The 14,592-nt window shown below is 65.9% G+C and carries 12 protein-coding genes; 1 reads left to right on the forward strand and 11 read right to left on the reverse strand.

Annotation, left to right across the window (positions count from 1 at the left end; translation table 11 throughout):
• Positions 1-14: 14 nt before the first annotated feature.
• From AAF184_04150 to AAF184_04160, 3 genes are read right to left on the reverse strand one after another with little or no spacing between them, the layout of a single operon-like run.
• The gene (locus AAF184_04150; protein ID MEO0421503.1) at positions 15-944 is read right to left on the reverse strand and encodes a hydrolase 1, exosortase A system-associated; all 930 of its coding nucleotides are present in this window, start codon (positions 942-944) and stop codon (positions 15-17) included.
• Entirely contained in the window at positions 883-1,773 is an 891-nt protein-coding gene (locus AAF184_04155; GenBank protein MEO0421504.1) for a hydrolase 2, exosortase A system-associated, read from the reverse strand. Before AAF184_04155 ends, AAF184_04150 begins: the two co-directional genes overlap by 62 nt.
• A complete protein-coding gene (locus AAF184_04160) occupies positions 1,770-2,015 on the reverse strand; it encodes an acyl carrier protein (GenBank protein ID MEO0421505.1) in 246 nt (81 codons plus the stop codon). The genes AAF184_04155 and AAF184_04160 overlap by 4 nt, the downstream gene beginning before the upstream one ends.
• Before the next feature lie 303 nt (positions 2,016-2,318).
• Between AAF184_04160 and AAF184_04165 the strand changes: the two genes are divergently transcribed.
• Positions 2,319-3,281, forward strand: coding sequence for a polysaccharide deacetylase family protein (locus tag AAF184_04165; GenBank protein MEO0421506.1), 963 nt, complete (start codon positions 2,319-2,321; stop codon positions 3,279-3,281).
• A gap of 9 nt (positions 3,282-3,290) precedes the next feature.
• Here the strand turns inward: AAF184_04165 and AAF184_04170 are convergent, their stop codons facing one another.
• The 8 genes from AAF184_04170 to AAF184_04205 all read right to left on the reverse strand — a co-directional run bounded on the left by AAF184_04170 (position 3,291) and on the right by AAF184_04205 (position 14,577).
• Positions 3,291-5,192 (reverse strand): asparagine synthase-related protein, encoded by a 1,902-nt coding sequence (locus AAF184_04170; protein ID MEO0421507.1) that lies wholly within the window; start codon positions 5,190-5,192, stop codon positions 3,291-3,293.
• A 47-nt stretch (positions 5,193-5,239) separates the two neighbouring features.
• Entirely contained in the window at positions 5,240-7,177 is a 1,938-nt protein-coding gene (locus AAF184_04175; GenBank protein ID MEO0421508.1) for an XrtA/PEP-CTERM system amidotransferase, read from the reverse strand.
• A 111-nt stretch (positions 7,178-7,288) separates the two neighbouring features.
• Positions 7,289-8,869, reverse strand: a complete 1,581-nt coding sequence (gene xrtA, locus AAF184_04180; protein ID MEO0421509.1) for an exosortase A — start codon at positions 8,867-8,869, stop codon at positions 7,289-7,291.
• Positions 8,870-8,880: 11 nt separating this feature from the next.
• Positions 8,881-9,993 carry a FemAB family XrtA/PEP-CTERM system-associated protein gene (locus tag AAF184_04185; protein ID MEO0421510.1) on the reverse strand — a complete coding sequence of 371 codons (1,113 nt, stop codon included), beginning with the start codon at positions 9,991-9,993 and terminating at the stop codon, positions 8,881-8,883.
• A gap of 12 nt (positions 9,994-10,005) precedes the next feature.
• Complete coding sequence (locus AAF184_04190) at positions 10,006-10,827, reverse strand: XrtA system polysaccharide deacetylase (GenBank protein ID MEO0421511.1); 822 nt, start codon at positions 10,825-10,827, stop codon at positions 10,006-10,008.
• Between the two features lie 144 nt (positions 10,828-10,971).
• Positions 10,972-11,937 (reverse strand): AAA family ATPase, encoded by a 966-nt coding sequence (locus AAF184_04195; GenBank protein MEO0421512.1) that lies wholly within the window; start codon positions 11,935-11,937, stop codon positions 10,972-10,974.
• Positions 11,938-12,047: 110 nt separating this feature from the next.
• Positions 12,048-13,526, reverse strand: a complete 1,479-nt coding sequence (locus AAF184_04200; protein MEO0421513.1) for a TIGR03016 family PEP-CTERM system-associated outer membrane protein — start codon at positions 13,524-13,526, stop codon at positions 12,048-12,050.
• Positions 13,513-14,577 carry an XrtA-associated tyrosine autokinase gene (locus AAF184_04205; GenBank protein MEO0421514.1) on the reverse strand — a complete coding sequence of 355 codons (1,065 nt, stop codon included), beginning with the start codon at positions 14,575-14,577 and terminating at the stop codon, positions 13,513-13,515. The genes AAF184_04200 and AAF184_04205 overlap by 14 nt, the downstream gene beginning before the upstream one ends.
• Between the last annotated feature and the right edge of the window lie 15 nt (positions 14,578-14,592).

Below are 14,592 nucleotides of genomic sequence, written 5' to 3' on the forward strand. Positions count from 1 at the left end.
AAGGCACGAGCGTGCTAGCAGCCGTCCAGCCACTCCTGGGTCCAGTCCGCCACCCGGTCACGCCACGCGGCGCTGGAGAAGGTGTGGGTCGCTTCCGGCAGGTCGCGGTGACTCCATGAGGGGCGTTCGAGCAACTCGCGCCAGTCCGCGTGGTCACGCGCGAGGTCGGCGAACTCGGCGGCCGTCAGGTCGTTGCCGCTCAGCACGAGCAGCACCTCACCCTCGAAGCGCTCCATGCCGAGGCGCATCCGCTCCGGGAACGGCAAGCTCATGTCGTCCGGCCCGCCCGCATCGCCCTTCGATCGACGTCCGCCTCGACTGACCGCCAGGTTACGCACGAACTCGGACAGGGACTTGAACACATTGACGCGGCCCTGCAGCAACCCGCGCCAGAAATCCCCGTTCGTGAGACGCTGCAGATAGTAGTGGCGTACGAAGGTCTTGGCCTGGGTCGCCTGGGTGCGCACCCAGGGATTGAGCAGCACCACGCCCGACACCTTCGGCATGCGCCAGGCATTGAGCATGATCGCCGCTGCGGCATCACACAGGCCCCACAGCACGATGCCGTCCAACTCGGGGTGGGACCGCTCCAGCGCATCCACCGCCGCGCGGATGTCGGGGGTGAGATGCTCGAATCCTGCGTACTCCCCCTCGCTGTCCCCGGCGCCTCGAAGATCGAAGCGAAAGGTGGGGTAGCCAGCGTTAGCTAACGCTCGCGCTAGGAGGGTGAATTGGCGATGGCTACCGACGCGCGTCTGCGGGCCGCCGACGATGACGATGACGCCGAGCTTACGCGGTGCTGCGCCGGCGGCCGGATCGCTTAGGACCCCAGCCAACGCGGCTCCGTCGCAGTCGAATTTCACGGCTTGCAGCGCGGCCATGTTAGGCCGAGTCCGCTTTAGGTGAGCGGCGACCAAAGGAGCCGCGTGCCTCACGCCAGCCATCACCGAGCTGGGCACAGTGCTCCACCAGGGCAGTGGAGACGGCCACTTCAGGCGTGCTCCAGAAGCTCGGGCCGACCACCTTCTCATCATCCACCCACACGCCCGCGGCGTCCCACACGCCGATGAGCTTGCGCGAGGCGGGACTGAAGGGGCGCCCTTCGGCCGCGACGACCTCTGCCCAGTGCACGGGAACCGTTGGTGCCACCTTGAGCAGGTCCAGCGCGTCGAGCGCTTCGCACATGGCGCCGGAGAAGGTGTAGCCGCCGATCTCCACTCGCTGGCCCGCTGCGAGCAGTTCCCGCAGCTCGCCGGTGTTTTGCCCGCTGTCGCCATCATCACCGCCCGCAAGGCGGTCGGCCACCAGGCGCATGCGCAGGAAGGAGGTCACGAAGGCCTTGCCCTTGACCACCGGTTGCCACAGCAACAGGCGCTCTGCCTGCGCCGCCTCGGCCGCGGCCACGGCGAGGGCGGCGCCGGTGCGCAGCCCCCAGAACACCAGGTGCTCGAGGCCGCGCTCCTCGCGCATCCACGCGGCGGCCGCCTTGAGGTCCTCAACCCAGCCCGCCCAGGAAGCGGCCGCGAATTCGCCCTCACTGTCGCCCGTGCCGAAGAGGTCGACGATGAGCACCTCGTGGCCGGCTGCGGCCAGAGCCGATGCCGCGAGACGTACGGTCCGGCGGGTCTTGTTCAGCTCTTCTGCGAATGGCGCACAGAAGATCACGCCACGCGTCTTGGGATGTCGCTCAGCGGGGAAAACGTGCAGGGCGAACAGATCGCCTTGCGGGCCAGCAAGGAAGTGGGGCTGCCAATCGGTGGGCTCGGCGCTCACGCGAGCTTCGCGTCCACCAGGTCGACCAGCGTGCCAAGGGACTCGAGGGCGCCGCCCAACTCGTCGTCATCGAACTCCACATCGAAGTGCTCACCGAGCACCGTCAGTACGTGGATCACCGCATAGGAGTCGAGCTCGGGGATCTCCCCGACCAGCGGCGTCTCGCGCGTCCATTCGGCGGGTAGATCGCCGAGTTGCAGCGCATCGCCCACCAGGTCTCTAACCTCTTCGAAGGAAGACAACTTGGGATACCTCTTGGGATCGTCGCGCACGGGCGACGTCGAACGTGAAAGCCGCGATTGTACGGATTGGACCGGCGCTAATCTACGGTCCAATCGACGACGATTGTGGCACTTTGAGCGTCTGCGGCAGGAGCTTTGGCCACTTGTACGCGACCTTCAGTGCTTGTCCAGTACATCGGTCACAGAAGGCGATCTGGGGGTGCCAGCACGCCGTTACAAGACGTGTCAGGCGGACCTGCCACACGGTGCTCCGGGGCGGGCATGAGGTATCATCGCGCCTCTGGCGCAATCTCACCCAGCCCTATGCGAAACCGACTTCTCATCCTCTCCTTCCACCGCGTGTTGCCGCAGGCAGATCCCTTCCGACGCGGCGACATCACCGTGGACGCCTTCGAGCGTATCTGCGCGTCGCTCTCTCGCTTCTTCCGCGTGATGACGCTGGGTGACGCCGCTCATCGCATGCGAGAACACGGCACCCTGCCCGACCGTGCCCTCACGCTCACCTTCGACGACGGTTTCGCCGACAACGCCGAGATCGCGGCACCCGTCCTCGCCCGCCATGGACTGAAGGCCACGTTCTTCGTCTCCACCGGCTTCCTCGACGGCAGCATCATGTTCAACGATGCCATCATCGAGGCGCTCCGCACGGCCAGGCGCGATACCCTGGACCTGAGCGAGCTCCACGGTGAGCTCTCCGGTACGCGGCCCCTGGACACCCTCGAGGCCCGCGTCGCGCTGAGTAAGGAACTGGAAGGGGCGCTGAAGTATCGCGAACCGCAGGAGCGATTGGCCCTGACCCGCAAGCTCGCCACCCTGCTCGACGCCGATAACGCGCCGTCCCTCATGATGACGCCCGAGCAGGTCGCGCAGATGGCAGAGCAAGGGATCGAGATCGGCGGTCACACGGTCAACCATCCGATCCTGCGTGAGCTGTCCCCGGACGCCGCCCTGGAAGAAATCCGTACGGGCCGCGACCGCCTGCAGGCCATCACCCAACGGGGCGTCGCGTCCTTTGCTTACCCGAATGGCCGTCCCGGCCAGGACTACGACGCGACCACGGTGGCGGCCGTCGAGGCGGCTGGGTTCACCCAAGCGGTCACCACCGCCTGGGGTGCGGCGCGCTGTGATGACGATCCCCTGCAGCTGCCGAGGCTGACCTTCTGGGACCGCCGCGCGCTCACCTTCGTGCCGAGAATGCTCAGCTACTACGTTCGCGGCGGACGCGGCGAGCAGCTGCCCAGAGAATCAGCTGTCGAAGTCGCTTAAAGAGCGCGCCTAAGCGTGATGGTGGTGCTGCAACCACAGCTCCAGCATCACGATGATCCACAGCATCCCCCCGAAGTAGTAGGCATGCCCGTCGCGGTGGGCACGCACCATTTCGTCGATGAACTCCGGGCGAATGATGGCTCTCGCGCGCGCCTGCTCCAGCGCCGGGTACACCACGTCGCGCAGCTTGGCCGACTCCTTCAACCAGATGCCGAAGGGCAGACCGAAGCCGTGCTTGGGCTTGTTGATGATCTCGCGCGGTAGGAAGCCGTCCATCGCTTCCTTGTAGAAGTGACGCAGGCGGTGACGGCGAATCAACTGGTTCGGTGGCACCTGCAGGGACAGATCGAGCACGCGATCATCGAGCATCGGGTAGCGCACCTGCACGCCGGCAGCAGCGCACATGCCTCCCACCTTGCGCAGATCGTTGTCGGCGAGGGTGAACTGCCAATCCAGGTAGAGCATGCGCTGCAGGAGGTCGCCCGTGGGCGCCGAGCCCCAGGTATCGCCCTGCAGGCGCAGGGGATGCTCCGTGTCGATCTGCTCCAACCAGTGCTGCGTCAGGATGTTCTGCGGTCCGTAGCGGAGCACGAAGTTATAGGAGTCGTAGCGCGCCGGCATCCCGGGTCGGGCCTGGGCCACGTAACTCACGAGCTTGGACAGGCCTGGCACCTTGTTGAGCGGCGAGCTGTCACTCGTCTTGCCGAGCAGCAACAAGCGCTGGAGCGCCCCTTGCGCGGCGCTTGGCAAACGATCGTAGTAGCCGAAGAGTTGCTGTCGTACGTAGCGAGAATTGCCAGCGAAGAGCTCGTCCCCGCCATCACCTGCGATCAGCCGGGTGACCCCTTCGCTCGCAGCGGTCTTGGCGCAGACGTAGGCCGGCACCGCCGATGAGTTGCCGAAGGGCTCGTCGTACCACGCCGCGACGACGGGCATGGCCTCTGCCACCTCATCGGGGCTGATGTAGCGCTCGCGCAGATCGATGTCGAAGTGCGACGCTGCCGTGCGCGCGTACTCCATCTCGTCGAAGCCCGCGGCGGAAAAACCCATCGTGTAGGCGCGCGTACGCGGCGCATCCGCGGGCAAACCCCGAGCGGCCAATCCGGTGACGCTGGAGCTGTCGAGCCCCCCGCTCAGGAAGCATGCGGGGGCTTCCGCGCCTTCCTGAGCCGTCATCACCGCCGCGCCGAGGCTTTCGCGCAGCTGCGCGCCAAGGGCGTCGCCATCGACCCTGGCCCCAGGGTCGACGAAGGTTGGCTCCCAGTAGCGGGTAACGGCGCTGCGACCGTCTCGCCACACCAACGCCTCGCCGGCCCGCAGGCGCTGAATGTCGCGATAGATCGTGAGCGGTGCAGGGATCGCATCGAAGTAGAGGTAGTCGAAGATCGCCTGGGGATCGATATCCGTCTGCACCGCCGGGTGCGAGCGCACCAGCCCCGCGGTCGCCCCGAATACGATGCCATCTGCCACGACGGACCACGCCATGGGGAAGACACCGAAACGGTCGGTCGCAAGCACGACCATGCTCTGCCGCGTATCCACCAACGCGAGACCGAACGCTCCCCCTAGGTGATCGACTACGCGCTCACCGTAGCGCTGCCACCCGGCCAGCAGGGCTTCGCCCTGGCCGAGCGATTTGGCGGTCTGTGCCAGGGACTCGTCGCGCCAGCGGGGTTCGCCGAGCACGCACGCCTGCACCCCCTCCGACTCTGCAGCTGACGCCGGCTCCTTACCCCGCCCCACGCCGAGGGCCGAACGGGTAGAGCGCAGGATCACGGACCGCTCGGCAGCACTTAGCCATTGTTGTACGGCTTCCGGCGTCCCGGAGCTCAGGAAGTAGCCTGCACAGCCGTTGTCGGCTTCGCGCGCTGCGCCAGCAACGGTGCTCAGCGCACTCTCACTCAGGACCATGATGCTGATGCCTCCGCGCCTGCTTCCAAGATCGCCGTTGCTTCATCTCACGCAGCCTCGGATGCCGCCGTCGGCTGCACCAACTGATCGACAGCACCGCGGAACATGAGCAGCGCCCACAGCACTGCGGTGTGTTCGCGCCGACCGCTCTGATGCTCATCCACCAGTCGCTGCAACATGCTCGGCTCGAAGAGCCCTGTATCCTTGAGCTGCGACCCGGTGACCGCCTCGCGCACGTAGCCCGCCAGCGGCCCGCGGAACCAGCGACCGAGGGGAACACCGAAGCCCATCTTGGGCCGATAGAGGACGTCGTCAGGGAGGTGCGGTTCGAGGGCCTTCTTCAACACGTACTTCCCTTCCCGCCCGCGAAGCTTCAGCGACGAGGGAAGCTGTGCTGACCACTGGACGAACTCGTGGTCGAGCAGGGGCACGCGAACCTCCAAGCCATGCGCCATCGACGCGCGGTCCACCTTGGTCAGGATGTCACCTGGCAGGTAGGTCTTGAAGTCCAGGTACTGCACCAGCGACAGGGGATCGCTCACCTGCGCCTTGGCTGCGTGGGCGCGGAAGACCTCCACCGCTTCGTAGCCACCGAGTTCGCGCTGCAGGTCGGCGCTCAACAGGCGCCGACGCAGCTCGTTGGGGAGTATCGAGACGCTGTGCAGGTAGGCCGCCAGCGAGTCGCGGCCTAAGGCTTGCAAGGTGGTCTTTGCCCGCAGGAACTGCGGCGCCCAGTCCATCTTGGGGTAGAGGGCCCCCGCGGTACCGAACAACGGCTTGCGAAGGGCCTGCGGCAGGCGTCCGCGAATGCTCTCCTCCCACGCGTGCCAGCGATGGCGCCGGTAGCCGGCGAAGCCCTCGTCGCCACCGTCGCCTGACAGGGCGACGGTCACCTCTTCGCGCGCCAGCTCACATACCCGATAGGTCGGAATCGCGGAGCTGTCCGCGTAGGGCTCGTCGTAGACCTGAGCGAGGCGCTCGACCAGATCGAAGTCCTCGGGATCGACCTGCTTGACCCGATGGTCCGTCTCGTAACGCTCGGCGACCATGCGCGCGAACTTCGACTCGTCGTAATCCGCCTCACCGAAGGCGATGGAGCAGGTCTTGACCGCACGATCACCAAGGCCGGCCATCATGGCGACCACGGCGCTCGAATCGACCCCACCGGACAGGAAGGCCCCCAGGGGGACATCGGCGATCAGGCGACGATCGACGGCCGTGCGCAGGCGCCCGATCAGCTCCTCCTCGAGGGCAGATTCCGCCGCCGTGTTGTCGGTGGACTCGAAGCCTGGCGCCACCTCGAAGGAGAGCTGCCAGTACTCGCGCGGTTGGGGCACCGGATGGCCGCGGCGCAGGAGCAAGGTGTGTGCCGGCGGCAACTTGAAGGTGTTGGCCAGGAAGGTGCGCGGCTCCGGCACATAGCCGAAGGCGAAGTACTCCTCGATGGCGGGGTTGCTGAGCGTACGATCGAGCCCCGGATGGACCAGCAGCGATTTCAGCTCCGAGCCGAACAGCAGCCAGCCGTCCGGCAGCAAAGAGTAGTACAGCGGCTTGATACCCAAGCGGTCGCGGGCGAGGAACACGGTCTGTTGCCGGCGATCGAAGACGGCGAAGGCAAACATGCCGTTGAAGTGCTCGACGCAAGACTCGCCCCAGTGGGACCAGCCATGCACGATCACCTCCGTGTCCGAGCGCGTGCGGAACTGATAGCCGGCGGCGCTCAGCTTCTCGCGCACCTCGGCGAAGTTGTAGATCTCACCGTTGTACGTGACACCGATATCTTCGCTCTGATTCCACATGGGCTGGGCGCCGCCCGCGAGATCGATGATCGACAAGCGCCTATGGCCAAGGCCCACACCGGGCTCCTGATGCAGCCCTTCGCCGTCAGGGCCGCGGTGGGTGACAGCACGTGTCATCTGCGCCAGCAGATCAGGCTCTACATGGCGCTGCCGCTGCGTGTCGAACAGTCCTGCGATACCACACATTAGGAAAGACTCCGAGATGAATTGCCCGCGGGCCTGGATGGCCGAGGGCTTGAACCATGGGCGGGCCCGCCACGCACCGACGATACGTGAGCCAGCGTACGGCTTGAGCGACTACTGCGATCCGAGCGCGCACGCATCGAGTGCCTCCTGACCTTCCACCCGCGTGGCGCAGTCGCCGATGACATCGCCGAATGCGGAGATGAAGTCGACCAGCACAGCGTCTGGCACGTCTCGGGGCGCCGCCACCACTATGCTCGCACTGACCGGATGGCGGCCGGCGAGCGCATTGCGCAGCTCTGTGAACGCAGCGACCGAGTCTGCGTGCGTACGCGCCTCGCCGACCGCGAACCACTGGAGGAACACGTACTCCCCCGAGGGCCCGCGCTTGATCGATCGGTTGACGGAGGCCGCGGCGGACCCAGGCAATTCCAAGGTCGTGGTGGTGGAGACACCATTCCAGACACCGCGCTCGGCGACCGCGTTCGCTGCGCTGGTGACATCACCCGCTCGACCGAGGGGATCGAAGATGGCGATCGCCAGCTCCACCTCGGTGCCGCCCCCCGCCAGTCGATAGGTGGCTTGCAACACCCGATCGGCGCTCGGCTGATACGGCGTCCAGTCCACCGTGGACTCGAAGGGGCCCTCCCAGGAGCCTTGGCCGATGGGTAGTGCCGCCGCCGCCCTGGGCCCGCTCGCGGGCGGCGTCAGGGCGTGACTCGCTGCGAGGGCGAGCGCCACCGACACGCCGACGGCGGCGAGCATGGCGACGCCCCGCGCTGTCGCGTAGTCGGCGAAGGACTGCGGTCCGACAGGCCCCGCGGCGATCTCGCCGTCTGCGCCCTGCGCAGGGGCCTCAGCGAAGAACGCGCCTACCCAAAAGAGCAGGAAGACGACGACGCCGAAGAATACCCAGCCGTAGATCAAGTGATCCAAGCCGACGGCGTAACGCATCTGGGAGTAGTGCGCGATCATGACGATGCCGAAGGCACGAAAGCCGTTGGCGATGATCGGCACGATGATCGCGGCGGCAACGAAGACGAGGCGCCGCCAGGGCCGCACGTAGGTGAGATACGCGTAGAGCGTGCCGAGGGCGGTCGAGGCGATAAGGTAGCGTATGCCACTGCACGCCTTAGCCACTTGGAAGTCGCCACTCGGCAGCGAAAACATCATGCCGTCGCGAAAGATCGGGATCCCCACCAGCTTTACGGCGCCGACCGTGAAGGTGGCGGTGTACTCCATGAGCAGCGGGATGAGTCCCTCGCCGAAGGGCACCGCGAAGAGCGTGAAGGTGAGGGCGAACCAGAAGCGCTTGACGAACTCCGTACCCAGAAACAACCACACGAGGGCAGCGACCATGCCGACCAGGGCGCCCTCTTGCACCACCTGCGCATCCGCCAGGCGGCCCAGCCACCAGGCCACCACCAGCAGGGCAAAGGGTGCCACCGCCAGCGGCGTCACCGTGGGTTGCAAGCCGATCAGGCGATCTCGGTCCCGCCATACGAGCCACAGGCTGATGGGGTAGATGACGATGCCATGCGCGAACGTGTCCGATCGCCACCAGGTGTTCACCATGCCCGCGACCGTGTCGAAGAAGCCGCCGATCAGCAGGCCCAGCCCCAGCAACAGGAAGACGAGCGCTCGCGGCCAGGGCCGAGTGCCGTCGGCTGCCAGGTTGGCCGGCACGCTGATCACAGTCCCCGCCCCTAGCCCAGCGACCGCGCGAGCAAGGGCCCGAGGCGAGTCGCCAGGGCGTTCGGCAGTCGCTTCCACGCGGCGATGAACAGCCGATACTTCGGATTGGTGGGGCTGAGATTCGGCATAGCCTTGGCCCGCACCAGGTAGTATTCGTAGTGCAGCGGCGTCGGCTCGAAGCCCCAGTGGCGCTTGAAGTCGTGCGAGCCGGTGCCCACCTTGCTGCGCCCGTAGTCGAACACGCGCACGGCACCGCTGCTCGCGGCGTCCTGCATCACCGACCAGTACATGAAGTCGTTCGCGTAGAGATGCCGCGCGCTGGCCTTGCCACCCCCGTAGTAGGGCAGCACCTCATCGCGAAAGTAAAAGCTCATGACGCCCGCGACAGGCTCATCGCCGTTGCGCACGGTGAGCGTGCGGCAGCGGTTCTCGCCGAACACTTCCCGTAGCTTCTCGAGGTAGGCCTTGCCGAACACCGGGGTACCCAGGTTTCGCACGCTCTCGGAGTAACACTCGTAGAGCACGGAGACATCTTGATCCTGGGCGGCGCTCAGGCCCTTCTTGATGCCCTTGCGCACCATCGCCCGCTGCTTGCGGGGGATGGCCTTCAAGTTCTCCTCGTCGTCCTGCGAGATCTCGCGTCGGAAGGTGACGTACAGATCCTTCGCGGGCCATTGCGGATTGCGCCGCTGCAGGTTGCGCAGCTCGAGGTAGTCAACGCCGAGTTCCTCGGCAAGCGCGCATGCGCGCTCGGTAAGGGCCCGACCCGCGTCCTCATCGAGCGCCGCCACGCCCCCGTACACACAGAACGGGGTGGAGATCAGGGAATGCCCGAAGAGCATGCTCTTCACCTGCGCCAACGGCAGTACGCCAACGATGCTCCCGCTGCGTTCGGCGAGCAGGTAGTGGCAACGATGGCCGAAAGCCTCGCGCAGCACACGCTCCCAGCCGCTCAGGTGGAAGAAGGTCGCCTCCGCACAGTCCGCCTCCACGAAGCGATCCCACCGCGCTGCATCCTCGCGGGTGAACGCCCGCACCTGTACGGGTTCGCGTCGATCGTCCGCTTGCGCCCCCTCAGGCGCGGCAACGATCGGGGCTGAGTGCTCGTCGTCGATAAGGCTCATCCTCGCCAACCCCTAATAGTCGATGCGGTACACATCGCGCAGCGGTGCCCACACGAAGTCGTCGGCCAGGCGCTCCAGGCGCGCCTCCATCCGATTGAGATTGAGATAGTGGCGGAACTTGCTCTTGGCGCTCGCGCCGGCCATCCGCGGCTGCTCCGGATCCACCTCCCAGGGATGGAAGTAGAAGATCGAGGGCTGCGACGTCGTGCGATTGAAACGTTGGATGAGGTACTTCGAGAACTGGTACGGGAACAGGCGAAAGAAGCCGCCGCCGCCACACGGCAGCCGGCGCCCGGCGAGATCGACCGTGCTCACCGGAAACTCGAGCAGTCCGCCTTCGCCTCGGGTACGAAAGGCAAAGCGCGGCGCCTCCGGCATGCCGTAGAGGTCGTGCTTGATGGGGTAGATGCTCGAGCTGTACCGGTGCCCCGTCTCCTCCAGCACATCGAGCGCCCAGAGGTTGTCGGCGCCGATCGAGTAGCTCGCGGCGCGGTAGCCGAGCACCGGCGCACCGCCGAGGTCCTCGAGAATGCCCTTCGTGCGCAGCACGTCCTGGCGGAACTCGCGCTCATCTTGCTGCGTCACACGGGTGTGTTGGTAGCCGTGGCTGGCCAGCTCATGCCCCTGCTCGACGATCCGTCGCACCATCTGCGGGCAACGCTCGGCCACCCAGCCCAGGGTGAAGAACGTCGCGCACACATCGTGACGCGCGAACAGTTCCAGGATGCGATCGACGTTCGCCTCGACGCGCAGCTCCAGGTCATCCCATTGACCACGGGCCACCTGCTGCTCGAAGGCGGATACCTGAAAGTAGTCTTCCACGTCCACGGACATGGCGTTGACTGGCGATTCACTCGCGTAGGCATCGGCCACGCTGACCCATTGGTTGGGCGTGGTGGGCCCCTTGGTGGCCAGGGGCTCAAGGGGCTCTGGGCTAGCGAGGCTGCTAGGCGTACTCACACTGACCTCCTACGCTTGCTACTTGCCGCTGCCGTGAGCATTGAGCTTGTCGAGCTTCTGCTCCAGGGCACGCAGGCGTGACTCCAGGCGCGACGGGCGGCGCTCCTCGTCGCTGCCGGCGAGACCATCGTTGATGTCGTCGGGCTCGTCCTCGATCTCCGCAAGGTCACCCGCGAGCTCACTCTGCAGCTCGTTCATCACCGCCGTGACGTGGGAGCTGTCGAAGGCATCGACGTCCTCCAGCGACCCGAACAGCAGGATGCGGTCCATCAGGATATTGATCTTTCGAGGCACTCCCTCGGTGACCTCGTGGACCTTGTCGTAGGCATCGTCGGTGATCGTCGGCAGGCCGTCCCACTCGCAGGCATTCAGGCGATACTCGATGTAGTCGCGCGTGTCCTCGGCGCTGAGCGGCTGCAGGTGGTAGGACGCGACGATACGCTGGCGAAGCTGGCGCATGTTGCGCTTACGCAGGCCGAGCTGCAGCTCGGTCTGGCCGATCAGGAACACCTGCAGCAGCGCCTTACCGCCCACCTCGAGGTTGCTCAGGATACGAAACTCCTCGAGCACGTCTCGCTGCAGGGTCTGCGCTTCGTCCACGATCAGCAGCACGTGTTCGAGCTTCTTGCGTGCCTTCACGAGGGCACGCTCGAGCGAGCGCAGCAGCGCCTCCTTACTCTTGCCCTCGAAGGACAGGCCGAGGGCGGAGGCCACCACCGCAGGCACCCGTTCGGCGGAGAGGTTGGCCGTGGCGATGCGTGCGAAGGCGATGTCCTGCGTGCTGAGCTCGTTCAACAGGGTTTGGATGAGAAGGGTCTTGCCCGTGCCCACGTGCCCCGTGATCACCACGAACCCCTCGCCCTGCTCCAGGCCATAGCGCAGATAGGACATCGCGCGCTGGTGGCCCGCACTCGGGAAGAAGAAGCGCAGGTCAGGCGTGAGGGCGAACGGCTTGGCAGAGAAGCCGTAGTGTTCCGTGTACATGGTGCGGTGTTGCTCTTACCTGCTGGGCCCGCGTGCTCGCGGACACCAGGCTTGGTGCAGACCACCGGGGCGTCGTGCCCCAGCGATGAGGATTGGCGAGGCGCCGCCGATCACTGGAAGCGCCGCCCTAGGGTGAGCGTCAGGCGGTTCTCGATAAAGCCCTGGGTGGGGGACCCACCGTCGAAGTAGCGGTACTCGAAGGTGATATCCGTGTTGCTACCCAGCGAGTAGTCCACGCCGAGCGCGGTGGTGAAGCGCTCCACTTCCCCGGCCCCGAGGAACTGCGCCTGCTCCCAGTTGATATCCGCGTTGAGTTGCGTGCGCACGCCGACGTCCCACCGGACGTAGGCGCGCCCGCCTTCCGCTTCCTCGTCGTCCACGTCGAGCTCGAGGCCCAGAGGGTTTACTCGATCCGTGCGTCGCTCGTAGTAGGCGCTGACGCCGAAATCCAGGCGATTGCCGTCGGCACGGATTCCCGCGGTGAGGCGGCGACGGACGAAGGAGTCGGCGCTGCTCGGGCGATCCAGGCCCACCAGATTGCTCAGCGCTTCCAGGCTCTCGCGATCGGCGAAGGAGCGAATTTGCAAACGGGCACTCTGCGGGTTGGTCGACGGCGACTCCTGGTAGTCGACGCTCACCTCAAGCTTCTCACCCAGGCGGTGGAGCCAGCTGAAGTTGAAGTTGCCGCCGAAGACGCGACGACCGTAGCTCACGGTCAACTGATCGCGGTCGGCGACGCTCCAGTCGAAACCGGCCGTCCAGATGAAGGTGTCGTAGTCGATCTCGCTGCGGTGCTCGAGGAAGTCGCTCTCGACGCCACTGTTGACGAACGCGCGCAGGTTCGGCGTGGCCCAGTAACCGACCTCCGCGAGGAGGGTCGAGAACTCTGCCTCGGGGATATCGTTGCTGAACTCGATGCGATCCAGACTACCGGTGAGTGACCACGTGATCCCTTGTCCGGATTCGGGATTGGCCAGGCGGAAGTTGCTCGACGACGCATCGGTATCGATCAGCTGGGGCAGGTCGAAATCGAAGCGCGACTCCGAGTGTGACACGGAGAAATCAGCGAAATCGCCGAAGGACTGCTGCCAGGTGACGGTGCCGTCCAGGTTGACCGTATCGGTTCGGTTGCCGGTCACCGCCACGTTGTTGTTGATGAACGGGTTCGAGGGGTCCGCTACCTGCTGGAACAGTGCCCCCCCGAGGTTGATCAGCAGATGATCACCTAGCAGGGAGGCATCCAGGCCACCGTTGATCTGCTGAAAGATCTGATTGGCACCGTCCGTCTCCAGGTAACCCACGGCCTCGAGGCTGTAGTCGAGGCCGATGTTGAGCGTGTCGTCCTCGCGGCGCAGGGAGAAACTCGGGTTGAGCACACCTACCAGATCGGATTGCTCCTCACCGTCGCCCTGCAATTGGACGTTGTCGGTAGCGACCGTGCGCAGCTCCGCCGCGGGCTCGAAGGTCCACTCCGCCGCGGCCGTCACGGCGACCCCGAGTCCAGCGGCCGCAAGCACGGCACCACTGCGCAAGTGCGAGCGGCGCACGAGCCGTATGCGCGCCCGGGCGCTCGTCCTAGTCACTGCCATAACCGTACTTTCCGTAGTAACCGTAGCTGCTGCCGTACTCATCGCCCCAGGCGGTGCGCGTCTTGTTCAGCACGAGGCTGATCTCGCCCGTGCCCTCGATCGTCTCCAGCGCCTGCATCACGGCGTTCTGCGGCGTGTGACCTGCGTGCACCACCACCACGATCTGTCCCATGAGGTGCGCCATCGCCTGGGCCTCCGTGGTGGGGATCAACGGCGGCGTATCGAACACGATCACGCGGTCGGGGTAGCGCTGCCCGAGCTCTTCCACCAGCTGCGCCGTGCGCGTACTCGCCAGGAGCTCCGTCGAATGGCGATGGATCGGCCCGGCGGGTAGAAAACGCATGCTGTCCATGCTCGTGGGCAGGATGACATCTTGCAGGTCGATGGTTGGATCGCTGATCAAATCGATCAGGCCCGGCTGGTCCTGCATCTGCAAGGCACGGGAGATGTGTGGCTTGGCCACATCGGCATCCACCAGCAGCACCGTGCGATCGAGCTCGTGCGCGATACTCATGGCCAGGTTGAAGCTGGTGAAGCTCTTGCCCTCGCCGGGTAGGGAGCTGGCCACCATGATCAGGTTGCCATTTTCGAGGCGCGGCACGTTGATACCGAAGGCGTTCGCCAGCAGCGGTCGCTTGATACGGCGGTACTGATCTTCGATCCGCCGCGTCTCCCGCTCGTCGGGCATCAACCCACTTTCGCGCAGGGCTGCGATGGGCAGGTCCAGGCGCGGTACGTTGCTGCGGCGGGGCGTGCGTGTGCCCTCCGGGGCCCGTGCATCGCCAGCTTGGATCTGGGAGCGGCCACCGTCGCCGCTCGCGGTGTCTTCCACGGACGACCCGCTCGGGCTCAGCACCTCATCCTCGTCGGCCGCGATCGGCGCCGCCGCCGCGTCCATCTCCTCGCCGGTCTCCTCGGCGAACTCGACCAAGCCGTGCGCCGACTCGCCGGCCGCATCGATCAGGCGAGATCCGTCGCGCTCGAGCTCCTCACCCTGCGCCTTGGTGTTGGCATCGGCGGCCCGCTCGCTCTGAGCGCGCCGCTTTTTCATGGCCTTCTCGACGAT

The sequence above is a fragment of the Pseudomonadota bacterium genome (assembly GCA_039815145.1).
Lineage (GTDB): Bacteria > Pseudomonadota > Gammaproteobacteria > Steroidobacterales > JBCBZW01 > JBCBZW01.